Below are 21,894 nucleotides of genomic sequence, written 5' to 3' on the forward strand. Positions count from 1 at the left end.
GTCACACCTTTCCGACGCCTGAGGTCAGGCCGCGTACGAGGAACCGCTGCGAGACGAGGGCGAGCAGCATGGTGGGCAGTGCGGCCAGCAGCGTGCCGGCGGCCATGATGCCGAAGGACTGCTCGCGCACGTTGTAGAGCCCGGAGATGGCCGGCTGGATGAGCATCGCGTCCGTCCGCGAGTTCAGGACCAGCGCGAACAGGAAGTCGTTCCACGACACCATGAACGAGAACAGGCCGACGCTGATGATCCCGGGGCGGGCCAGCGGCAGCACCACGCGGGCGAAGACCTGCCAGCGGGTGCAGCCGTCGATCATCGCGGCCCGGTCCACCTCGACGGGGATCCCGTTGAAGTAGGCCCGCATCATCCACACCGAGAACGGCACCGTGAAGCCGAGGTGGGCGATGACGACGCCCGTCCTGGCGTCGGTGAGGTCCATCGAGTGGAGCATCACGTAGAACGGCACGACGAGGGCGAACACCGGGACGAGCTGGCTGCCGAGCATCAGGCCCGGGACCGTCCGGGAACCGGGGAACCGGAACCGCGCGAACGCGTAGCCCGCCGTGGAGGCGATCATGATGTTGAGGACGGCGACGCAGACCGCCACCACGGCGCTGTTCTGCATGCCGGGGACGATCAGGTCGCTCGGGTTGCTCGGCGGCGCGCCGCTGAACGCCGAGTCGAAGATCTGCTGGAAGCTCCCGAAGTCCATGGCGGGGATCCACCGCGGCGGGGTGCGCAGCGAGTCGGCCCGGGACGTCAGCGCCACCAGCAGCAGGAAGTAGAACGGCAGCAGCACCCAGAGCAGGAGCGCCAGGACGATCCCGGTGCGCAGCGCGCGCACCCCGATCCGTTTCGCCAGGCGCGCGCGGTTCGCGGTGGCGGTCACGCGGTCCTCCCTTCGCGCTTGCGGCGGGGGCCCCTGATGCCGAGCGCGGTGAGCGCGGCGAGCAGCACCATCGCCAGGGTCATCAGGTAGAAGATCGCCGCGCCCTTGCCGAGATCGAGGTCGCGGAACGCGGTCGTGTAGCCCCACCAGGACAGCAGCGTCGTCTCGGTGCCCGGGCCGCCGCCGGTGAGGATGTAGATCAGCGCGAACGCCAGGAACGCGTTGATCAGGGCGAGCACGGACACCACGAGCACGGTGTCGCGGATCCAGGGCAGCGTGACGAAGAAGAACCGCCGGACGGGCCCGGCCCCGTCGATGCGCGCCGCCTTGTGCAGGTCCTCCGGGACGGTCTGGAGCGCGCCGAGGATGAGCAGCGTGGCGAACGGCACCAGGCTCCACACGAACGCCACCGCCATCACCGTCAGCGCGACCTGCCCGGACGCGAACCAGGCGACGTACCTGTCGATCAGCCCGGCCTGCTTCAGCCCCCCGTTCAGCGGCCCGAAGGTGGAGTTGAAGATCCAGCCGAAGGTGAGCGCCAGCGTGATCTGGGACAGCGACCACGGCAGGATCAGCACGCCCCGCACCAGCGACCGGCCCCGGAAGTCCTGGTTCAGGGCGAGGGCGAAGACCGTGCCGAGCAGCAGCGTGCCCGCGACGACGGCGGCGGCGAACAGCACGGTCCGGGTCAGCGACGGCAGGAACACCGGGTCGCTCAGGACGGCGGTGTAGTTGTCGAAGCCGACCCAGCGGGCCGGGGCGCGGCTGCCGAGGGTCTGCTCGTGCAGGCTGACCCAGAACGAGTAGACCAGCGGGTAGGCGAGCAGGACCAGCGTGACGATCAGGGCGGGCAGGGCCATGGCGATGCCGAACCTGGCCTCGCCGCGCCCGTAGCGAGTCGTGGCCACGGCTACTTCTGCGCGCCCGCGAAGTCGCTCAGCTCCTTGAGCCCCTCGTCCGAGGACTTCTTGCCGAGGACGACCTCCTGCAGGACGGCGCACGCCCTGTCGGCGAACTTGGGGTACCAGGTCCGGGTGGTGACCGGGCCGAGGCTCACGGTCTTGGCGAGCTGGCCGGTCAGGGCGTCCACGTCGGCCCACTTCGCCCACGACTTGAGCACGGCCGGATCCGAGTCGACGCTCTTGTAGCCGCTGGAGAGCCCGAGCTCGGTGGCGACGAGGTTCTTCGGCACGTGGTAGGAGCCGTCCTTGCCCGCGCCGCCGAGGTAGTCGATGAGCGTCCCGGCGTTCTTGTCGCCCTCGGTCTCATACGAAAGCATCCAATATGCGCCGAAACTATGTGTTTGATGTGTTTTGCCGGGCATGGCGATATTCTTCACGGCCTTGGCCGCGGAGCTCTGCTTCGGGTCCTTCCAGCCGACGACCTGCGCCTGGTACCGCATCGAGAAGCTGCTCTTGCCGCCGCCGAAGATGTTGGTCACACCGCCGTAGTCGGTGGTGAACAGGTCCTTCGGCACCAGGCCCTCGGAGTAGAGCGTCCGCCAGCGCTCCAGGGTGGCGCGCGCCGCGGCGTTGCCGACGAGGACCGGCTTGCCGGACGGGTCGAACAGCGAGCCGCCGCCCTCCGACGCCACCTCGGCCGCGAACTGGTGCCACATCAGGAACGCGTACTTGATCCAGTACGGCGAGTACGGCGTCTGGCTGATCCCCTTCGCCTTCAGCTCCCGCGCCTGCTCCAGGAACTCGTCCCAGGTCGCGGGCGCGGACGCGTCGATCTTCTTCAGATGGTCGGTGTTGACCACGAAGAGTTCGGCGCCCTGGAAGTAGGGCAGCGCGTAGATGTCGCCGTCGGGGCCCTTGAGCGCCTCGGCCACGCCGGGGTTCATGTTCGCGATCAGCTTGTCCAGGCCGGGCAGGTCCTTGAGGGAGCGCACCCACTGGTTCTTCGACCACGACTCCAGGTAGCCCTCGTCCGCGAAGAGCACGTCGTAGGACGCGTTGCCACCGGCGAGCTGCTGGTTGGTGACGGTGAGGTAGTCCTGCGCGACGTACGACGTGCCGAGCTTGAGCGGCGCGTAGTTGCTGTTGAAGTGGTCCACGTACGGCTTGAACAGCGGGCCGACCGCGGCGTCGTGGTGCATCTGGAGGTCGTTGGGGTCGCCGCCCCCGTCGCCGGACCCGCAGCCGGTCAGCAGGCCCGAGCCGCCGAGACCGGCGGCGACGCCGAGCGCCACGCCGCCGCGGAGGAAGGAACGCCTGGTCACGCGCGAGGCGCCCGGGGATGCGTTGCTGGTTGCCATGGATTGCTCCGTTCGCGTGGGGATGCTCATGCCGCCCGCAGGACCTTCCCTGCGCGCCGACCGGTGGGGCGGAAGTTGTCGATGGCGGTCTCGCCGTTCACGAAGACCCAGCGCATGAGGCCGGGGTAGGCGCGCCGGGCCTCCGGTCCCCTGTCGTTCTGGTAGGCCGCCGCGCGGGCCGGGTCGGCGACGGCGATATCGGCGTAGGAGCCGGATCGGAACGTTCCACGATCGTCCAGGCGCAGCCGTTCGGCGGGGACGGTGGCCAGGTGCCGGATCGCCCGGTCGAGCGGCGTCCGGCCGAGGAGCGCGGGGACGAGGACCTCGGCCGCGCTCGCCAGGTTGCGCGGGTGCTCGTGCCGCGCCTGCTCGGCCGTCATCAGCCAGCCGTCGCTGCCGTGCATGGCGGCCGGGTGCGCCGACACCCGGGCGAGGTCGTCGCGCGACGCGGCCGGGACGATCATGGTGAGCCGCTCCCCCTCCGCCAGGATCAGTTCCAGCAGCACGTCCACGGCGTCCCGGCCGAGCAGGGCCGCGTACTCCGGCAGCGCCCGGCCGGACGCCTCGGGCCGCGTCCCCGACCGGCCGAAGATGATCTCGTCGGGACGGAACTGCGCCGCGCCGTCCAGGTGGCGGAGCAGCCGGAGCCGTTCGGCGCCCTCCCCGGCCCGCTGGCGCAGCAGTTCCCAGCCGCCGTCCAGGGAGCCGGGCGGGAGCAGGCTGGAGACGCCGGTGCTGCCCGAGGTGTAGGGGTAGTAGTCGACGGCGACACTGACGGCGCCGCGCTCGTTGGCCTCGTCGACCATCGCGAGGGTCTCCTCGGTGCGCCCCCAGTTGGCCTTGCCGAGTGCCTTGTGGTGGGAGATCTGCAGGTCGACGCCGGCGTCCTCGGCGGTGGAGATCGCCTCGGCCACGGACGCGACCAGGCCGTCCCGCTCGTCCCGCAGGTGGGTGGCGTAGAACCGGCCCGACCCGCGCAGCGGCGCGATGACCCGGCGCAGCTCGTCGGCGGCGGCGAACCGTCCCGGGGTGTAGACCAGGCCGCTGGAGACCCCGAACGCGCCCTGGTCGAGCCCTTCGGCGACGAGCCGCCGCATCTCGGCCACGGCCTCGTCCGACGGCGGGCGGGGGTCGGAGCCCGCGACGTGCTCCCGGACGGCGCCGAGCCCGACGAGCGGGGCGACGTTCACGCCGGTGCCGAGCGACTCCAGGTGCGCCGCGTAGGACGCCAGGTCGGGGAAGCCGCGGTCGAGCCGGGAGCTGAAGAAGGAGCCGAACCCGATGCTCGACGGCGGCAGCGGGAACGGCGAGAAGCCGCAGTTCCCGGTGACGTCGGTGGTCACGCCCTGGTGCAGGCGCGACGGCGCGGCCGGGTCGTGCTGGAGCGTGAAGTCGCTGTGGGTGTGCATGTCAACGAACCCCGGCAGCACCAGCAGGCCGGTGGCGTCGAACACCGCCGCGCCGGCGGGCGGCTCGATCCGCGCCGCCAGCGCCGTCACCCGCTCACCCTCGATGAGCAGGTCGAGCACCGCGTCGGTCCCGGTTCCGGGGTCGACGACGCGGCCGCCACGGATGATCTTCACCACTGTCGTTGCGTTCCATTCTGCGGTTTGGAGTTCCACTCAATGGGATGTTGTGGCAACCTAATCTCGCTGCCGCTCCCCGGTCAAGGCATTCTTTGGAGGCGTTCGTGGTTCAGGTGGTCGATCGCGTCGGTGCGCTGCTCGCCGCGTTCAGTCAGGAGGAACCCGTCCTCGGCCTCGCCGAATGCGCCGAGCGGGCGGGGTTGAGCAAGAGCTCGGCGCACCGGCTGCTGACCGGGCTCGCCGAGATCGGGCTGGTGGAGCGCGACCGGGCGGGCAACTGGCAGATCGGGGAGCTGCCGCTGCGGCTGGCCGCGATCCGGCTCTCGCACCGGACCATGCGGCGGGAGGCCGTGGCGGCGCTGGTCGAGCTGGGCAGGCGTTTCGACGCCGCCACCGCGTTCTCCGTCCCGAACGGCGACGAGATGGTCTACGTGGAGCGCACCGACAGCAGCCTCCCGTTCGCGCCCAGCGCCCGGCTGGGCAGCACCGCGCCGATCTGGGAGGGCGCGGCCGGACGCGCCGTCCTGGCCCGGCTGGACCCCGGCCGCCGGCGCGACCTCTGCGCCGGGCCCGGCTGGTCGGCGCTGCCCGAGGACGTGCGCGCCCGGATCACCGGCGATGTCGAGGAGTCCGTCACCCGCGGCTACTCGGTGGACCGGGGCCAGTTCTTCGACGGGATCGCGGGGGTCGCGTCCGCGCTCGGCCCGCCGGGCGCACCGGCCGCCGCGCTCAGCCTGATCGTGTCGGTCGAGCGGATGTCGCCCGACCTGGAGCGCGAGATGGGCCGGGCGGTGTCCGAGCTGGCGCGCGAGATCAACGGCAGGACCGTCCTGCCCGGGACGGACGCGTGACGAGCGGCGACGGCTGGGCAGCCGTCTGCGCGGACGGCGGGCCGCCGACGCCGTTCCTCGCCGTGCACCATCCCCGGCTCCTCGCCAACGTCCGCGGCATGGCCGAACGCGTGGCGGCGCGGGGCGGGCACTCCACGCCCCATCAGAAGACGCACAAGTCCGCCGAGATCGCGCGTGCGCAGGTCGCGGCGGGCGCGAACAGGGCGACCGTCGCGACCGCGGCCGAGGCGGAGCTGGCCTTCGACGCCGGGTTCGAGGACGTCCTCGTCGCCTACCCGCCCGTCCCCGGCGGGCGCGCCGCCGCGCTGGCCGCGCTGACCGAGCGCGGCGGGGTCGCCGTCACCTGCTCGCGTCCCGAGCACGTCGGCGCGCTCGCGGCGACCGGCGCGGAGTTCGACGTCTACTGGGAGATCGACTCCGGGACGGGGCGCCTCGGCACCCCGCCCGGCCGTCCCACCGCAGACGCGGTCGCGGCCGCCCCGTTCGGCGGACGCGTCCGGCTGCGCGGGCTGATGACCTTCGCGGGGCACGCCTACGCCGCCGCCGACGCCGCCGGGCTCGCCGCCGTCCGCGACCAGCAGGACGACGCCCTGGTGAGCACGCGTGCGGCGCTGGCCGAGCGCGGGGTCGAGGCCGCCGTGCTCAGCGCGGGAGTCACCCCGCTGGCCCGCCTGGAATCCGGCCGCGCGGACGAGTACCGCTACGGCAACTACGTCTTCTACGACGCCACCCAGGTCGCGCTCGGCGGCCCGGACGCGGCCGAGTGCGCGCTCGCGGTGATCAGCACGGTGGTGGACGTCCCCGCGCCGGACCGGCTCGTCCTGGACGCGGGCTCCAAGAGCCTGCCCGCCGAGCGGATGACCAGCCTGACACCGGGATTCGGCCTGGTGGACGGGCATCCCGGCGTCGTCGTCGAGAAGCTGTACGAGGAGCACGGGCTCGCCGGATCGGCGGAGCCGCACGGCCTGACGCCCGGCGACCGCGTCGCCGTGATCCCCAACCACGCCTGCACGGCGGTGAACCTGTTCGGCCGGTACGCGGTGCACGACGGGACGGACTTCGTCGACACCTGGCCGATCCGCGCACGCCGGCACTGAGCCGGAACCGAGAAAGGGACCCACGATGACAGCGGTGAAGGAACGGCTCGCGGCCGGACCGGACCTGGACCTCGACACCGTCCGGTTCGGCTCCGGCGGCGGGCCCGCCGTGACGATCCTCGGCGGCGTGCACGGCGACGAGCCGGAGGGCGTCCTCGCCGCGTACCGGGTCGCGGACGAGCTCGCGTCGGCGCACGTCCGCGGCACGGTGACCGTGCTGCCCCGCGCGAACCCGCCCGCCCTCGCGGCGGGCACCCGGCACGGCGACGGTGGCGTGAACCTCGCCCGGGTCTTCCCCGGCGATCCCGGCGGCGACCTCAGCGCGCGGATCGCCCACGCGATCGCCCGCGAGCTGATCGAGCCCTGCGACCTGCTCATCGACCTGCACTCCGCCGGGCGCCGCTACCGGATGCCACCGATGTGCGGGTTCGGCGCGGCCGGGACGCTCGGCGGCCGCCCGCTGCTGGACGCGGCCCGCACGACGCCGTTCCCGTACCTGTGGGCGCACGCGTCGGTCGCGCCGGGCCGGTCCGTCAGCCACGCCGACGCGCTCGGGAAGCCGTGGGCCTACTTCGAGAGCGGCGGGGGCGGCGCGCTGCGCGAGGCCGACCTCGACCTTTACGTGCGGGGCGTCCTGCGTCTGCTTGAGGTGGCGGGCGCGGTCGAGCCCGTGTCGTTCGCCGGGCCGCCGCCCGGACGCCAGACGGTCGTGACCGGCGGGGACGGCGACACCGACACCGGCGTCCTGATCACGGTGCCGGGGTCGTTCGCCTCGTCCGTCTCGGCCGGGGACGCGGTGAGCTCCGGGCAGCGGATCGGCGCCGTGTACGACGACGCCGGGCGGCGGGCCGAGGTAGTGCGGGCCCCGTCGTCCGGGATCGTCATGATGCTGCGGCACGAGCTGCGCGTGGCACCGGGCGACGTTGCCGCGATCGTCGCGGGGGCGGACCGCCGTGCGGCTTGACGCGAACGTCGACCTGGTCGGCGGCGGACGGCTCGGCGCCGGGCTCAGCAACGCCTACGACAGCAACGTCTACCTGCTGCGCGGCGCGGACGGCGCCTGGCTCGCCGACACCGGGAGCGGCCTCGACCAGCAGGTTCTGCTCGCCCGCGTCCGCGAGGCGCTCGGCGGTCTCCCGCTGCGCGGCGCCGTGCTCACGCACGCGCACGCCGACCACGCGGGCGGCGCCGCCGGGCTCGCCGCGCAGGGCGCCACGATCGTCGCCGGGGCGCACACAGCCCAACTCGTCCGAGCCGCCGACCCCGGTCCGCTGGGCCTCGACGCCGCGCTGCGCGCCGGGATCTACCCGCCTGACTACCGGTTCGTGCCCTGCCCCGGCGTGCTGACGCCGGACGAGGCGGACCTGGGCCCGCTCCGGGCGCTCCCGACGCCGGGGCACAGCGCCGACCACACCGCCTACCTGTTCACCGCGGGCGGCACGACCTACGCCTGCACGGGCGACCTGCTCTTCAGCCGGGGACGGATCGTCCTGCCGGGTGCCGAGGACGCCGACGTCCAGGAGCTGCGGCGGTCGCTGGTAAGGCTCCGCGACGCACGGCCCGACGTCCTGCTCCCCGGCCACGGCACGCCGGTGATGGCGGACGCGTCCTGGCACATCGAGCAGGCCCTCGCCGCCTTCGACCTGGGGCGGCTGCCCGCCTCGTTCACCTGAAAAGGAACGTTCCATGAGCAAGAGCGTCATCGTCACCGGCGGCGGAGGCGGCATCGGAGCCGCCATCACCCGGCGGCTCGCCGCGCCCGGCCGGACCGTCGTCGTCTTCGAGGCCGGGCCGGACGCCGTCGAACGCGCCCGCGCCGAGCTGGCGGGCATCGCCGAGGTGATGGCGGTCGACGCCGGCGACCCGGCCGCGATCGGCGCGGCCGTCGCCGAGGCCGCCGCCGCGCACGGGCCGCCGGAGATCCTGGTGAACTGCGCGGCCGTGACCGGCGCCCCCGCCAAGGCGCCGCTGCTCGACACGTCCGACGAGCTGCTGGCGCGCATCCTCGCGGTCAACACCGCCGGGCCGTTCACCTGCGCCCGCGAGGCCGCGCGGCACATGGTCGCGGCGGGCGGCGGCACCATCGTCAACATCGGGTCGATCGCCGCGCACCGGGGCCAGCTCGACGCCGCCGCCTACACCGTCAGCAAGTCCGCGATGACCGGGCTGACCCGTGCGCTCGCCGTGGAGCTCGGGCCGGCGGGCGTGCGGGTCGTCCAGGTCGACCCGGGCGACATCAGCACCCCGCGCAGCGACCGGCTCGTCGAGCTGGTCGAGACCGACCGGGCACGCCCTGGCGTCTCGGGCCTGCCGCCGCTCGGCCGCCGCGGGCGGCCGGAGGAGATCGCCGAGGTGGTGGCGTTCCTCTGCTCGCCGGGGGCCTCGTTCGTCTCCGGCGCCCAGATCGTCGTCGACGGCGGATACCTCGCCGGATAGGGAAACCCATGATCGATCTTCGCTCCGACGTCAAGACGCTGCCCACCGAGGGCATGCTGCGCGCGATGACCACCGCCCCGCTCGGCGACGAGCAGGAGCGCGAGGACCCCACCGTCCTCGCCCTGGAGGACGACCTCGCCGGGCTGCTCGGCCAGGAGGCGGCCGTGTTCGTCCCCTCCGCGACGATGGCCAACCAGATCGCGATGCTGTGCCAGGTGGAGCGCGGCCAGGAGATCCTCGGGGAAGAGCACAGCCACATGTTCCGGTACGAGGCGGGCGGCCCCGCCTTCCTCGCCGGCGCCGTCCTCACCGGCCTGCCGGGGACGGCCGGGGTGTTCACCGGGGGCCAGGTCCGCGAGATCGCCCAGGTCCGGGACTCCGAGCACCGGCCCCGGACCGCGCTCGCCCTCGTCGAGAACACCCACAACGTCTCCGGCGGACGGGTCTGGCCGCTCCCCGCCCTGGACGACCTCTACGACACCTGCGACGAGCTGGGACTCGCCGTCCACATCGACGGGGCTCGCCTCTTCAACGCGTCCGTGGCGCTGGACGTCCCGCCCGCCCGGATCACCGCGCGGGCGCGGACCGTCGCCGTCTGCTTCTCCAAGGGCCTCGGCTGCCCCGCCGGAGCGGCCCTCGTCGGCCGCGCCGGCGTGCTCGCCCCCGCCCGCCGGATCCGCCAGATGCTCGGCGGCTCGCTCCGCCAGGCCGGCGTCCTGGCGGGCGCGGCCCGTTACGCGCTCAAGAACAACGTCGCCCGGCTGGCCGACGACCACGCCAACGCGCGCACCCTCGCCGCCCTGCTCGCCGAAGACGGCCTGCCCGTCGACCCCGCCGCGACCGACACCAACTTCGTCTTCCTGGACGTGGCGCCGCTCGGCCTCGCCCGCGACGCCGCCCGGGACCGGCTGCGCTCCGGCGGCGTCCTGTGGTCCAACTCGCACCACCCCACCCTCCTGCGCGCCGTCACCCACCTCGGCCACTCCAAGACCGACGTCCAGACCGCCGCGACCCGCACCATCCGTTCCCTGACCACGGGCTGAACGCCTCGGGGGCGGCGTTCAGGTCTTCCCGGAGGCGAGCCGTCGCTCTGCCGGTCAGTGCCAGATCGTCCGCAGGACGCGCATGACGTTGCCGCCCGTGACCTTGAGGATGTCCTCGTCGCTCCAGCCCTCCCGGACGAGCCATCCCACGATGTTGTGGAAGCACTCGCTCGGGTTCTCCAGGCCCGCGACGTGGTCCACCGTGGGATGCGACGGCGTCCCGGCCGCCTGGTGGACGCCGAGGTTGGCGGCGAAGACGCGGTGCGAGCCGACATGGTCGCCGTACATGGTGTCCGGGCCGAACGCGACGTGGTCGATGCCCATGAGCTCGACGCAGTACATGAAGTGGTCCATGACCGAGTCGAGGGTGTGGACGGGGTGGTCCGGCGAGATGGTGGTGTGCGGGGCGGCCTCCAGGCCGAGCACGCCGCCCGACTCGGCGCAGGCGCGCAGGACGTCGTCGGGCTTGAGCCGCGGGATCGGCCACAGCGCGCGGGCCCCGGCATGGGTGATCAGCACCGGCTTCTCGGACGCCTCGATGGTGTCCAGTGACGTCCGGTCGCCCGAGTGCGAGACGTCGATGACGATGCCGAGCTTGTTCATCCGCTCCACGGCCCGCCTGCCGAAGACGGTGAGGCCGCCGTCGCCCGCCTCCTTGAGCCCGCTGCCGAGGGCGTTGGACTCGGAGTACGCGATCCCCATCTGGCGGATGCCGAAGCCGTAGAGGATGTCGAGCCGGTCGACCTCGTTCTCGATGGGCGTCGAGCATTCCAGGCCCATGACCATCGCGAGGCCGCCGCGCCGGTGCGCCTCCTCGATGTCGGAGACGCGGTGCGCGACGCGGATGTAGTCCTGGTGGGCGATGTCGGACAGCCGCATGCCGAGGTCGTACAGGACGTCGTCCCATTTCCAGCCGGACCTGCTGGTCACGCAGCAGGTGCCGCCGAGGAGGTTGTCGAAGACGGCGGTGAGGCCGGAGCGCGAGAGCCCCTCGTAGGCGGTGTGCTGGCGTCCGGTGCGGATGTAGTCGAAGGCCTGGTCGAGGTTCTGGGCGTGCCGTGTCGGGTGGTCGTGCAGGCTGATGACGATGTTGTCGTCGATCAGCGCCTGCCGCCGCTTGTCCTGCTCCGGGGTGAGGCCGAGGTCGTAGGCGGGGAGACGGTCCAGCTCGGGCGCAAGGTCGAAGGTCTCGTAGTCGGCGCCCTCGTCCAGGTAGGAGAAGGAGCGGTATCCCTCGTGGCGGGGTGCGCGGTACGGGAGTCCGGCGGCGGTCATGCGGTCGTCCTCTTCATCAGTGACACGAGATGGTCCAGGCAGGCGGTGCCGCGCCCGACGGTCCCCTGTTCGGCGCCGTGGACGAGGTCCAGCAGGCCGGTGAGGAGCGGCACGTCGCGGCCCTGCTCGCGGGCGAGGGCGACGACGGGGCCGACGATCTGGTCGACTTCGGTCTGGCGGCGGTGGACGGCGAGGTCGCGCCAGACTCCGGTCCGTCCGATGCCGTGGGCGTGCCAGTAGTCCTGCTGCGCTTTCCAGGCGGCGTCCGCGCGGGCGGCGTCGCGCGGGACGGCGGTGAAGACGGCGGGGTCGAAGCCGTCTAGCGCTACGCATCGGACGCCGTCCGCGGCCGCGACGCCGACGACTTCGGCGATCAGGGCCTCGAACATGGGGCGGTACTCCGTCCAGCCGAAGATGACCGGGACGTCCTCGTCGACGAGCGCCGTCGCGATGTAGGCCGCTCCTATGGCGGCCTTGCTCCACAGGGCGCCCGCGATGTTGCCGGTCGCCTCCGCGTGGTGGAAGTCCCTGGTGAAGGTGTCGGCGAGTTCCTGCGTCCGCGCGGACGGACGGCCGTCCATCTCGCCGACGAGCAGGGTGCCGGGGCCCATGTAGTGGATCACGCCGGGGGACGCGTAGTAGCCGCCGAAGGTGAGCAGCGAGCCGACGACCCGGTCCTGCCCCACCAGCGCGCCGATCTTGGCCTCTTCCAGCCCGTTCTGCATCGAGACGACGTACCCGTCGCCGGTCAGGAGCGGCGCGATCGGCTCCAGGGCGTCGGCGGTGTGCCGGGCCTTCACCGCGAGCAGGACGGTGCTCAGCGGCTCGTCCAGCTCGGACGTGTGGAGGGCGCGGACGGCGACGGTCCGCTCGGCGTGGCCGGTCAGCGTCAGCCCGTTCTCCCTGATCGCCTCGACATGCTCCTCGTTCGCGTCGACCACCGTGACGTCGTGCCCGGCCGGGACGAGGTGCGCCGCGACGATCCCGCCGATGGCGCCGGCTCCGACGATGTGGACCCTCATCGCATCTCCGAGGTCTCGGGCATCTGGGTGCGTCCGGCGTGCGAGCCGCCGCTGATGTCGATGACCGCGCCGGTCGTCCAGGCGGACGCGTCGGAGAGCAGGAACGCCGCCGCGTGGGCGATGTCGTCCGGTGCGCCGGTCCGTCCCAGGGGCGTGAGGTCGAGCTGGAGGGCGAAGTACGGGTGCAGGCCCTCGTCGCCCTTGTGCTGCACCTCGTCCAGGACGAGTCCGGGCTGGATCGCGTTGGCGCGGATCCCGTGCGGCCCGCCCTCGATCGCGGTGACGGCGGTCAGCGAGTTCACCGCGGCCTTGGAGCCGCTGTAGTGGCTGCCGCCGGTGCGCGGCGAGGTCGCCGCGCAGGAGCTGATGTTGACGATCGAACCGGCCGTGCCCCGCTCGATCCAGCGCAGCATCATCGCGCGGGTGGTGAGCATGCTGCCGCGCGCGTTGACCGCGAAGACGCGGTCCCACTCCTCCACCGTCATCTTCGTGAGCGGCAGGTTCGGGTAGTAGCCGTGCGAGTTCACCAGGCCGTCGAACCGGCCGAGGGAGTCCTCGAGCCGCGCCACCGCGGCCTCGACGCCGTCCGGGTCGGAGACGTCGCAGGACGTGTAGCGGACGTCCCCGCCGTCCGGGATCGAGGTGGTCTCGCCGAGGTCGGCGCCGCCGACCCGGGCGCCCGAGTCGAGCAGCAGCCGGACGATCGCGCGTCCGATCCGGCCGTTGCAGCCGGTGACCAGGACGGTCCGGCCTCCCAGGTCCGTCATGCGAGGGCCCCCTTCGTATCCGTCACTTCTGGCTCCCCTGGCTGCGGCGCAGGGCCTCCATCGCGTTGCCCCGCTTGAGCAGGACCGCCGCCACGATGACGAGCACCACGCTGAACAGGATCATCAGCGACGACAGCGCGGCCACGGTCGGGTCCTGGTGCTTGATCGTGTAGTTGAACAGGGCGATCGGCAGGGTCTCGGTCCCCGGCTTCAGCAGGAAGATCGTGGACTCCAGCTGGTCGAAGGAGACGATGAACGCGAACAGCGCCCCCACGGTGATCGAGACCCGGATCTGCGGCAGGACGATCTGCCGGAACGTCGTGAGCGGCGAGGCCCCCAGATCGCGGGACGCCTCTTCGAGGCTCCGGTCGAGACCGACCATCGCCGCGCTCACCAGCGTCACCACGAAGGGCAGGGAGATGACCGCGTGCGAGACCACGACGGACCACAGCTGCCCGTAGCCGCCCATTTTCGCGAAGAAGACGAACAGGCCCACGCCAAGGACGATTTTGGGGACGACGAGCGACGCGAGAATGGCCCCTGAGATCAGCCCCTTCGCGAACAGCCTCCCCCGGACGAACGCGTAGGAGGCCATCGCTCCGATGACGGTCGCGAGCACCGTCGACATCGCCGCGAGGACCAGCGAGTAGATCGCCGAATTCCCGAACTCCGGGACCTGGAAGATGTTCTCGTACCACTTGAGCGAGAAGCCCGGCGGCGGGAACTTGTTGTAAGAGACGCTGCTGAAGGAATTCAGGATGACGACGACCAGCGGCGCGAGCACGAAGAAGACGCACAGCGCGGTGATCACATGCAGGATCAGCCTGCGGACGCGGGCCGCCCGGAACGCGGAGGATGCGGCCATCAGTTCACCTTCGTCCTGCGTGACACGGCGCCGAAGACCAGGACGGCGACGAGCGCGCCCACCAGCAGCACCGTGCTCTCCACGGACGCGATCGGCCACTCGACGGAGCTGGTGTCGTTGTAGATGGTCACCGGCAGGAACTTGACCCGTCCGCCGCCCAGGATCGACGGGATGACCAGCGACCCGAGCACGAGCGTGAAGCAGATCTGCGCGCCCGCCACCAGGCCCGGCAGCGACAGCCGGAACGTGACCCGCCGGAACGTCGTGAACCAGCTCGCGCCGAGGTCGGACGAGGACTCCAGCACCTCCGGCTCGATCTGCTGCAGCGACGTGTAGACCGGGTAGACGACGAACGGCAGGAACATGTGGACCATGCCGATGACCACGCCGCTGGTCTGGAACAGCAGCTCGGGCGGATGGTCGCTCAGGTGCGTGACCTTCAGGAACCAGGCCAGCGGGCCGTGGTCGGCGAGGACGACCTGCCACCCGTACGCCCGGACGACCGAGCTCACCAGCATGGGCAGGAAGGCGACGACGCCGAGCGTGACCCGGAGCCAGTCGCTGTCCGTCCGCCACATCGCGTAGGCGAGCGGATAGCTGACCAGCACCGAGAACACGGTGGCGATCGCCGCGATCTTGACCGTGCTCAGCAGGATGCCGGTGTAGTAGCCGTCGGTCAGGAACGACTTGTAGTGCTCCAGCGTGAAGCCCGAGTCGCCGATCCCGTTGTCCTCGGTGGTGCCGAAGCCGTACCGGAAGAAGATCACCATCGGGACGATGAAGAACAGGACGATCAGCAGCAGCGCCGGGAGCAGCAGGAACCAGCCCGCGGCGGCGGAGCGCACGCGGGCCCCGGAGCGTCCGCGGGAGCCGGAGCGGCCGCCGGTGTCCGGTTTCGAGGACGTCGCGGCGGTCATGAGGCGAGCGGGATCGCCGCGTCCGGGTCCCAGCCGACGCGGACCTTGGCGCCGATCGGATACGGGGTCTCGACCCCCGTCCGGGGCACCTCGGCCACCAGTTCCCGCCCGCCGCCGTCCAGCCGGACGCGGTAGCGGATAGAGCCGCCGAAGAAGACGACCTCCTCGACGGCGGCGTCCGCGACGTTGGCGCAGTCCAGCTCGTCGCCGACCCGGACGCGCTCGTACCGCAGGCTGAGCGCCTCGCACCCGCCGTCGCCGCCGGCGGCGCTGCGGGCCGGGGCCGCGAACGTCCGGCCGCCGACGGTCATCCGGCCGTCGCGGACCGGCTCGTCCAGCTCCAGCAGGTTGGTGTCGCCGATGAAGTCGGCCACGAACGCCGACCGCGGCTCGTCGTAGATCTCCTGCGGGCTGCCGATCTGCTGGACGCGGCCGTCCTTCATGACCGCGATCGCGTCCGACATCGTCATCGCCTCGCCCTGGTCGTGGGTGACGAAGACGAACGTGGTGCCGACCTCGCGCTGGATCCGCTTCAGCTCGAGCTGCATCTGGAGCCGCAGCTTGAGGTCCAGGGAGGCGAGCGGCTCGTCCAGCAGCAGCACCCGCGGCTCGATCGCCAGGGCGCGCGCGAGCGCCACCCGCTGCTGCTGCCCGCCGGACAGCTGGCTGGGCCGCTTCGCGCTGTGCTCCTCCAGCCCGACCAGCGCCAGCAGCTCGTCGACCCGCGCGCGGATCCGCTGCTTGCCGGCCTTCCGCAGGCGGAGCCCGTACGCCACGTTGTCCCGGACGTTCATGTGCGGGAACAGCGCCCACCGCTGGAAGACCATCGCGGTGGGACGCCGGTTCGGGGGCGCGTCGGTCATGTCCCGCCCGGCGATCTGGACGGTTCCAGCGTCCGGGGACTCGAATCCGCTGATCACGCGGAGCAGGGTCGACTTTCCGCAGCCGCTCGGCCCGAGCAGCGAGAAGAACGAACCGTCCGGGACGTCGATCGACACGCCGTCGAGCGCGACCGCCCCGTTGAAGGCTTTCCGCACGCCCCGGATCTCGACCGCATGCGACGGCGCGGCATGCGGTGGCGCGGCGTGCGGTGGCGCGGCGTGCGGTGGCCCGGCCTGGCCCTGGTCACTCATCGGGAGTACGGCCTCACTTCATCCGTGACTTGACTTCGCTGTCCCACCGCTTGCGCCATTCGGCGTCCTGGGAGGCGATCGCGCCCCAGTCGAACTGCATCGCCTTCTGCCCGACCTCGGGCTGGAGCGCGGGGTCCTTCTTCTGCCGCTCGGTCAGCACCGCGTTGTCGGTCGCGGCGATGGTGCCGGTCAGATCGGCATAGCGGCCGGCGGCCTTGGCTTCGAGCAGCCGGTTGATGATCTGCTGGGCGACGTCCTTCTGCTCCGAATTCAGGTTCGACACCATCGCGAGATAGGCGGGGAACGAGACCGCGCCCTCCGCCGGGGTGACGTACTCGAAGGGGGCGCCGCCCTTGATCCAGTCCTTGGAGATCCCGTACCACCAGTAGCTCAGCGCCGCGTCGCCGCTGGACATCAGGTTGAGCAGCTGGTCGTTGGAATTGAGCAGGGCCTTGAACTGGCCGGCGTGCTCGGCCCACACCTTGAATCCCGGGTCGATGTTCTTCTCGCTGCCGCCGTTCAGCCGCGCCGCGAGGACGAGCGGGATCCACTGGTAGTCGAAGACCGCCACCTTCCCGGCGAAGGCCGGGTCCCACAGCGCCTTCCACGAGGTGGGCGCGGCCGGGGCGACCTTCTTGTTGTGGAGCAGCCCGGCGACGGTGAGCTGGTAGCCGGCGCCCATGTTGTCCTTCACCTGGTAGGGCTTGAGGACGTGGGACATGTTCGTCACCACGGACGGGTTCAGCGCGTCCCACATCTCGTCCTCGACGCCCTGCGCGAAGGTGGAGGCGTTGAAGAACCCGAAGTCGACGTAGTTGTCGTCGGGCGTCGTCTTCTTGGCCGCGACCATCTTCGGGTAGGTCACGGTGTTGTTGGACTCGACGAAGTCGATCGAGACTTCCGGGTTCTCGGCGAGGAACTGCTTGACCACCTCGCGCGGCAGGACGCCCTGGTTCGAGCCGGCCCAGATGAACATGTTCAGGTGCAGCTTGCCGTCCTTGGACCCGCCGCCGCCCAGCGAACCGCAGCCCCCGAGGGCGAGGGCGGCCGCGGCGCCTCCCGCGAGACCGAACAGACGGCGCCGGCTGAGGCCGGGCTCCGGTGCGCTCATGGTCAATACTCCTCCGGATCCATGGACGGTCCAGGCGTCGAACATCGGTCGGACGGTGCCGCATCGTCGGGCACGTGAGGGATGACGGTATACGATTCGACGTCCAGCGACAAGATAGTCCCATGTCGCGAGATCCAGAGGAAGCGCTTTCGTATACAGTCCTCTGATTCCCCTCGATCATTTCGCTCCCGGGAGTTGAGCCCATTGCAGACCCGTCCGGAACTCAACGGCAGCTTCGGCATGGTGGCCAGCACCCACTGGCTGGCGTCCGCGTCGGCGATGAACGTGCTGGAGCGGGGCGGCAACGCGGCCGACGCGGCCGTGGCGGCGGGGTTCGTCATGCAGATCGTCGAGCCGCACCTGTGCGGACCCGGTGGCGACCTGGTCGCCCTGACCTGGAGCGGGCGGGAGCAGGCAGCGAGCGTCGTCTGCGGGCAGGGGGTGTCCCCCGCCGCCGCGACGGCGGAGCACTTCGCCGGACTCTCGCTCGGCCTCGTGCCGGGCAGCGGCCCGCTGGCGGCGGTGGTCCCCGGCGCGTTCGACGGCTGGCTCACGATGCTCGCCCGCTGGGGGACCTGGGAGCCGGCGGACGTCCTCGCCTACGCGATCCACTACGCCGAGACCGGCTTCCCCCTGCTGCCGACGACGAGCGCGGCCATCGACGCCGTCCGCCCGCTGTTCCTCGACCACTGGCCCACGTCGGCCGCGGTGTGGCTGGACGGGACCGAAGCGCCGGCGCCGAAGGCGTGGTGGCGGCTGCCCGCGACCGGGGCGACCTACCGGCGCGTCCTCGCCGAGGCCACCGGCACGACCCGGGAGCAGCGGATCCAGGCGGCCCGGGACGCCTTCTACCGGGGCTTCGTCGCCGAGGCCGTCGACCGCTTCCGGGCCACCGCCTGGCGCGACTCGTCCGGCGCGGACCACACCGGCCTGCTCACCGGGGACGACCTCGCCGCCTGGAGCGCCTCGGTCGAGGACCCGGTCTCGGCGCCGTTCGCCGGCCGCTACACCGTGTTCAAGGCGGGCCCGTGGAGCCAGGGACCGGTGCTCGCCCAGCAGGTCCGCCTCTTCGACGCCCTCGGCCTGTGGGACCACGAGGTCCGCTCGCCGGGCTGGGTGCACCTGATCACCGAGGCGGCCAAGCTCGCCTTCGCCGACCGGGAGGCCTGGTACGGCGACCCCGATCACGCCGACGTCCCCCTCGCCCGGCTGCTCTCCGAGGACTACGCGCGGGAGCGGGCGGCGCTCGTCTCCGACCTGGCCGATCTCGACCTGCGGCCCGGCCGTCCCGACGGGCGCGCGCCCCGGCTGCCGCACCTCGCCTCCGTCGCGGGGACGGAGACCGCCGGTGAGCTGGGCGAACCGACCCTCGGAAAGCTGGGGGCGGCGCGCGGCGACACCTGCCACGTCGACGTGGTGGACCGCTGGGGCAATTTCGTCTCCGCGACCCCGAGCGGAGGCTGGCTGCAGAGTTCGCCGGTCATCCCCGAGCTCGGCTTCGGGCTGGGGACGCGGGCGCAGATGTTCTACCTCGACCAGGGACGTCCCAACTCGCTGCGGCCCGGCGTCCGTCCGCGCACGACCCTGACGCCGTCGCTGGTGTTCCGCGACGGCGTTCCGTGGATGGCGATGGGCACTCCCGGCGGCGACCAGCAGGACCAGTGGCAGGCGGCGTTCCTGACCGACGTCGTCGCGCAGGACCGGCGGGGCTCGAACGATCTCCAGTCCGCCATCGACGCTCCGCTTTTCCACACCACGCATTTCCCCGGCTCGTTCTATCCGCGGGACTACCGGCGCGGTGAGCTCGTCATGGAGAGCCGGTTCCCGGAGCAGGTGCGGGAGGAGCTCACGAGGCGGGGCCACCGCGTCGTGGTGCCCGGCGCGTGGCGGCTCGGCCGCCTCACCGCCGTCGCCAAGGAAGGCCACCGGCTCAAGGCGGCGGCCGACCCGCGCAGCGCCCAGGCTTACGCCGTCGGCCGCTGATCCGGCCGGCGGCCCGGCGGCCGGTCAGCCGATCCGGGGCAGGAGGCGGTGCCGGACGCTCAGGACGTGGGCCCGCGCGGTCGTCTCCGCGAGTTCCTCGGCGCCCATCTCGATGGCGGCGATCAGGGGTTCGTGCTCGTCCCAGGCGTGCGGGTTCTTGAGCGAGGAGTGCTGGAGGAGCAGCCACTGCCCGCGCCGCACCATCGGCAGGGCGACGCTGATGAGGTGGTCGTTCTGCGACATCTCGAAGATCTTCGAGTGCAGGTCGGTGTGCAGGTCGGAGAGTTCCTGGGCGCTGCGGCGGGCGCCGTCCTGCTGCGCCATCGCGAGGATCTTCCGCAGCAGGTCCACCGCGGGCTGGGTGACATGGCGCGCCGCGAGCCGGGCGCCGAGGGGTTCGAGCGCGAGCCGCAGGTCGAAGAGATCGTCCGCCTGCTTGATCGACAGCGTGGCCACGGAGGCGCCGCGGCGGGCAGCGACCTGGACGAAGCCTTCGGCCTCCAGCGTCCGGAGCGCCTCCCGCACCGGGTTCCGCGAGACGCCGAGCTGCTCGGCCAGGTGGTCCTCGGGCAGCCGCTCGCCCGGGCTCAGCCCTCCGGTGAGGATCAGCTCCCGGATGCGCCTCGCGACGACATCACGAAGAGGAAGTTGCGGGTCGGCGCCCGCGTCCTCGCTCGTTTCCATGACGGGATTCTCGCACGCCCGAACAGGTGACGGTCAGGACGCATTTCCCAGATCCCGCGGCAAATGCCAGGGCGTATGCGTTTGGGTGGTGTTCGTTCGCTTCCCGAGTCCGGTGGTCCGCGGAGGGAGAACGGGCATGACAGGGACGCCGTTGCCGGACTGGCTGGCCACCCTCGAACACGACGCGCTGGCGGAGGTGCTGGCGGCTCGAATCGACGTGTGCGGGCCGCCCGCGCCGCGCGGCTGGGCCGATCTCGCCGGACGGCTCCAGCAGAAGCAATCGGTGGACCGGGCGCTCAAACGGATGACGCGCCCCTGCGTCCAGGTCGCGGAAACGGCCGCGGCGCTCGGACGGGACGCGACCACGGCAAGCATCGCGGAGTCGCTGGACGGGCCCGCCTCCGCGGTGGACGACGCGTTATCCGCGTTGAAGCAGCATGCCCTCGTCTGGCCCGGCCACGACGGAGTGCTGCACGTCGCCGATCCCCTTCTTGAACGGTGGCCCACGCGGCGCGGAACGGCGGCGAAGGCGCCGTTCGACCCTTACCCGCCCAGGCTGCCGACCGTCCCAGTCGACCCGGAACGGGTGGAGCGGACGGCCGCCACCCGGCTCAAAGAGTTCGTCGCCTACGCGTCAGAGACGCTTGCCGAATGCACAAGACGGCCGTTGCAGGTGTTCAAAGTGGCCGGGATGCAGCCGAAGGCCCTTCAACGGGTAATGCGGAGCGCGCGTTGCAACGAGGCGTCCGCGCGGCTCGCGTTGGCATGTGCTCAGCGCGCCGGGCTATTCGTCAACGACGGGACGCACATCCATCTGTCGCCGGGAGGCGAGGCGTTCACGCTTCTGCCGCCGGGTGAACAGGCCGCGCGGCTCCTGTTCGCATGGTGGACGCTGCCGTCCGCGCCGACGCGCACCCGTCTGGACGACGGCAAACAGCTCTATCCCCTGAGCCCGAAGGCCGCCTGTGACGGCTGCGTCCAGATGCGGCGCGAACTCGCGAAGGTCATGCAGGGGGTGCCGGAAGGACAGGGCGTGCAGGCGCCCGAACATCTCGCCAAGGTGCTCCACTGGCATCGTCCGCTCGCCTGCGAGCATGTCTCGGACCGTCCGCCGCGCGGCATGCTGCAGGAGGCCGTCCTGCTCGGGCTGATCGCGCACGGGGCGCTCTCCTCGTTCGGCACGCTCCTCGCCGCCGGGGATCATGACGGGCTGGCGCGAGGCGCCTCCCGGGTGCTGCCGGTGTTCCGCGATCCCGCGACGAGCGGCCCGGACGGCGGCGTCCGGCCGCCGGGGCTTCGGGAGGTGCCCGCCACCTGCGTCTTCCAGAGCGAGGACACCGGACTGCTCGCGCGCGCCGTCCGGCACCCGGCGCTCCAGGATCTGGGCGTGCGGCTGCTCTCCCCCGGCGTGCTGATCGCCACCGCCCCGCGCGAGAGCGTGCTCGCGGCGCTGCGCGCCGCCGGGTACCCGCCGGTCGAGGATCCCGCACCCGGACCGCTTCCCCCGCCGCCCACCGAGGAACCGGCGCCCACCGAGGGACCGGCACCCGACGTCGACGCGCTCGCGAAACGGCTGCGGAAGAACCCGCGCGTCCCGCTGCGCTCCCCCGCTCGCCCCCGGTCGGCCGCCTCCCGTCCGGCGCGGCCGTCCCGCCCGCTGACGGCGCTGGAACGAGCGCAGCGAGTCATCACCCGCGAGGCCCGCGAGCTCAGGTCCGACGAGATCGAGCTGCTCGCCCAGGCCGTCGCGGAGGACGAGCGTGTCCGGATCACCTACGTCGACCAGAACGGCGTGGAAACGGCCCGGATCATCAGCCCTCCCTACGAGCAGGTGCGGATGGGCAGGAGGAAGCTGCTCAAGGCGGTCTGCGAGCTGCGCAGCGCGGAGACGGGGCGCCAGGAGGAGAGGAACTTCCACTACTCCCGCATCCAGGCCGTCGAGGCGGTGGACGGCTGATACGGCCGGGCATCGTGG

At 72.0% G+C, this 21,894-nt stretch carries 20 protein-coding genes; 8 read left to right on the forward strand and 12 right to left on the reverse strand.

Going from position 1 to position 21,894, the window contains the following annotated elements; translation table 11 throughout:
* Window position 1: 1 nt before the first annotated feature.
* Genes E1287_RS01205 through E1287_RS01220 form a run of 4 tightly spaced genes read right to left on the reverse strand, consistent with a single transcriptional unit; the run spans window position 2 to window position 4,732 of the window.
* Entirely contained in the window at window positions 2-889 is an 888-nt protein-coding gene (locus tag E1287_RS01205) for a carbohydrate ABC transporter permease (protein WP_131962636.1), read from the reverse strand.
* Window positions 886-1,797 carry a sugar ABC transporter permease gene (locus E1287_RS01210; RefSeq protein WP_131962638.1) on the reverse strand — a complete coding sequence of 304 codons (912 nt, stop codon included), beginning with the start codon at window positions 1,795-1,797 and terminating at the stop codon, window positions 886-888. Before E1287_RS01210 ends, E1287_RS01205 begins: the two co-directional genes overlap by 4 nt.
* Before the next feature lie 2 nt (window positions 1,798-1,799).
* On the reverse strand, window positions 1,800-3,149 hold the full coding sequence (locus tag E1287_RS01215; protein WP_165968836.1) for an extracellular solute-binding protein: 1,350 nt from the start codon (window positions 3,147-3,149) through the stop codon (window positions 1,800-1,802).
* Between the two features lie 26 nt (window positions 3,150-3,175).
* Window positions 3,176-4,732 carry an amidohydrolase family protein gene (locus E1287_RS01220; RefSeq protein WP_131962642.1) on the reverse strand — a complete coding sequence of 519 codons (1,557 nt, stop codon included), beginning with the start codon at window positions 4,730-4,732 and terminating at the stop codon, window positions 3,176-3,178.
* A 107-nt stretch (window positions 4,733-4,839) separates the two neighbouring features.
* On the opposite strand from E1287_RS01220, the gene E1287_RS01225 reads away from it, so the two are divergent.
* The 6 genes from E1287_RS01225 to E1287_RS01250 are packed head-to-tail and all read left to right on the forward strand — an operon-like array spanning window position 4,840 to window position 10,162.
* On the forward strand, window positions 4,840-5,586 hold the full coding sequence (locus tag E1287_RS01225) for an IclR family transcriptional regulator (protein WP_165968837.1): 747 nt from the start codon (window positions 4,840-4,842) through the stop codon (window positions 5,584-5,586).
* Window positions 5,583-6,683: an alanine racemase gene (locus tag E1287_RS01230; RefSeq protein WP_131962646.1), complete on the forward strand. Its 1,101-nt coding sequence runs from the start codon at window positions 5,583-5,585 to the stop codon at window positions 6,681-6,683. Before E1287_RS01225 ends, E1287_RS01230 begins: the two co-directional genes overlap by 4 nt.
* Window positions 6,684-6,708: 25 nt before the next feature.
* Entirely contained in the window at window positions 6,709-7,647 is a 939-nt protein-coding gene (locus E1287_RS01235) for a M14 family metallopeptidase (RefSeq protein ID WP_131962648.1), read from the forward strand.
* Complete coding sequence (locus E1287_RS01240; RefSeq protein WP_165968838.1) at window positions 7,637-8,356, forward strand: MBL fold metallo-hydrolase; 720 nt, start codon at window positions 7,637-7,639, stop codon at window positions 8,354-8,356. The genes E1287_RS01235 and E1287_RS01240 overlap by 11 nt, the downstream gene beginning before the upstream one ends.
* A gap of 13 nt (window positions 8,357-8,369) precedes the next feature.
* Window positions 8,370-9,119 (forward strand): SDR family oxidoreductase, encoded by a 750-nt coding sequence (locus E1287_RS01245; RefSeq protein ID WP_131962652.1) that lies wholly within the window; start codon window positions 8,370-8,372, stop codon window positions 9,117-9,119.
* Between the two features lie 8 nt (window positions 9,120-9,127).
* A complete protein-coding gene (locus E1287_RS01250; protein WP_131962654.1) occupies window positions 9,128-10,162 on the forward strand; it encodes a threonine aldolase family protein in 1,035 nt (344 codons plus the stop codon).
* Window positions 10,163-10,216: 54 nt separating this feature from the next.
* Here the strand turns inward: E1287_RS01250 and E1287_RS01255 are convergent, their stop codons facing one another.
* The 7 genes from E1287_RS01255 to E1287_RS01285 are packed head-to-tail and all read right to left on the reverse strand — an operon-like array spanning window position 10,217 to window position 17,252.
* Window positions 10,217-11,437, reverse strand: a complete 1,221-nt coding sequence (locus E1287_RS01255) for a membrane dipeptidase (protein WP_131962656.1) — start codon at window positions 11,435-11,437, stop codon at window positions 10,217-10,219.
* Window positions 11,434-12,459 carry a 2-dehydropantoate 2-reductase gene (locus E1287_RS01260; protein WP_131962658.1) on the reverse strand — a complete coding sequence of 342 codons (1,026 nt, stop codon included), beginning with the start codon at window positions 12,457-12,459 and terminating at the stop codon, window positions 11,434-11,436. Before E1287_RS01260 ends, E1287_RS01255 begins: the two co-directional genes overlap by 4 nt.
* On the reverse strand, window positions 12,456-13,226 hold the full coding sequence (locus tag E1287_RS01265) for an SDR family oxidoreductase (protein WP_131962660.1): 771 nt from the start codon (window positions 13,224-13,226) through the stop codon (window positions 12,456-12,458). Before E1287_RS01265 ends, E1287_RS01260 begins: the two co-directional genes overlap by 4 nt.
* A gap of 22 nt (window positions 13,227-13,248) precedes the next feature.
* Window positions 13,249-14,091, reverse strand: a complete 843-nt coding sequence (locus tag E1287_RS01270) for an ABC transporter permease (RefSeq protein WP_131962662.1) — start codon at window positions 14,089-14,091, stop codon at window positions 13,249-13,251.
* Window positions 14,091-15,008: an ABC transporter permease gene (locus E1287_RS01275; protein WP_131962664.1), complete on the reverse strand. Its 918-nt coding sequence runs from the start codon at window positions 15,006-15,008 to the stop codon at window positions 14,091-14,093. The genes E1287_RS01270 and E1287_RS01275 overlap by 1 nt, the downstream gene beginning before the upstream one ends.
* Window positions 15,005-16,141: an ABC transporter ATP-binding protein gene (locus E1287_RS01280; protein ID WP_131962666.1), complete on the reverse strand. Its 1,137-nt coding sequence runs from the start codon at window positions 16,139-16,141 to the stop codon at window positions 15,005-15,007. The genes E1287_RS01275 and E1287_RS01280 overlap by 4 nt, the downstream gene beginning before the upstream one ends.
* Before the next feature lie 13 nt (window positions 16,142-16,154).
* Window positions 16,155-17,252 carry an extracellular solute-binding protein gene (locus E1287_RS01285; RefSeq protein ID WP_165968839.1) on the reverse strand — a complete coding sequence of 366 codons (1,098 nt, stop codon included), beginning with the start codon at window positions 17,250-17,252 and terminating at the stop codon, window positions 16,155-16,157.
* A 240-nt stretch (window positions 17,253-17,492) separates the two neighbouring features.
* On the opposite strand from E1287_RS01285, the gene E1287_RS01290 reads away from it, so the two are divergent.
* Window positions 17,493-19,235, forward strand: coding sequence for a gamma-glutamyltransferase (locus tag E1287_RS01290; RefSeq protein ID WP_243718497.1), 1,743 nt, complete (start codon window positions 17,493-17,495; stop codon window positions 19,233-19,235).
* 24 nt (window positions 19,236-19,259) lie between these two features.
* On the opposite strand, the gene E1287_RS01295 is transcribed toward E1287_RS01290, so the two are convergent.
* A complete protein-coding gene (locus tag E1287_RS01295) occupies window positions 19,260-19,919 on the reverse strand; it encodes a GntR family transcriptional regulator (protein WP_131962673.1) in 660 nt (219 codons plus the stop codon).
* Between the two features lie 136 nt (window positions 19,920-20,055).
* Here E1287_RS01295 and E1287_RS01300 point away from each other — a divergent pair, with 136 nt between their 5' ends.
* Window positions 20,056-21,876, forward strand: coding sequence for a WYL domain-containing protein (locus tag E1287_RS01300; protein ID WP_131962675.1), 1,821 nt, complete (start codon window positions 20,056-20,058; stop codon window positions 21,874-21,876).
* The last annotated feature ends 18 nt before the right edge of the window (window positions 21,877-21,894 follow it).

Source organism: Actinomadura sp. KC06 (assembly GCF_004348735.1).
In the GTDB taxonomy this organism is placed as follows: domain Bacteria; phylum Actinomycetota; class Actinomycetes; order Streptosporangiales; family Streptosporangiaceae; genus Spirillospora.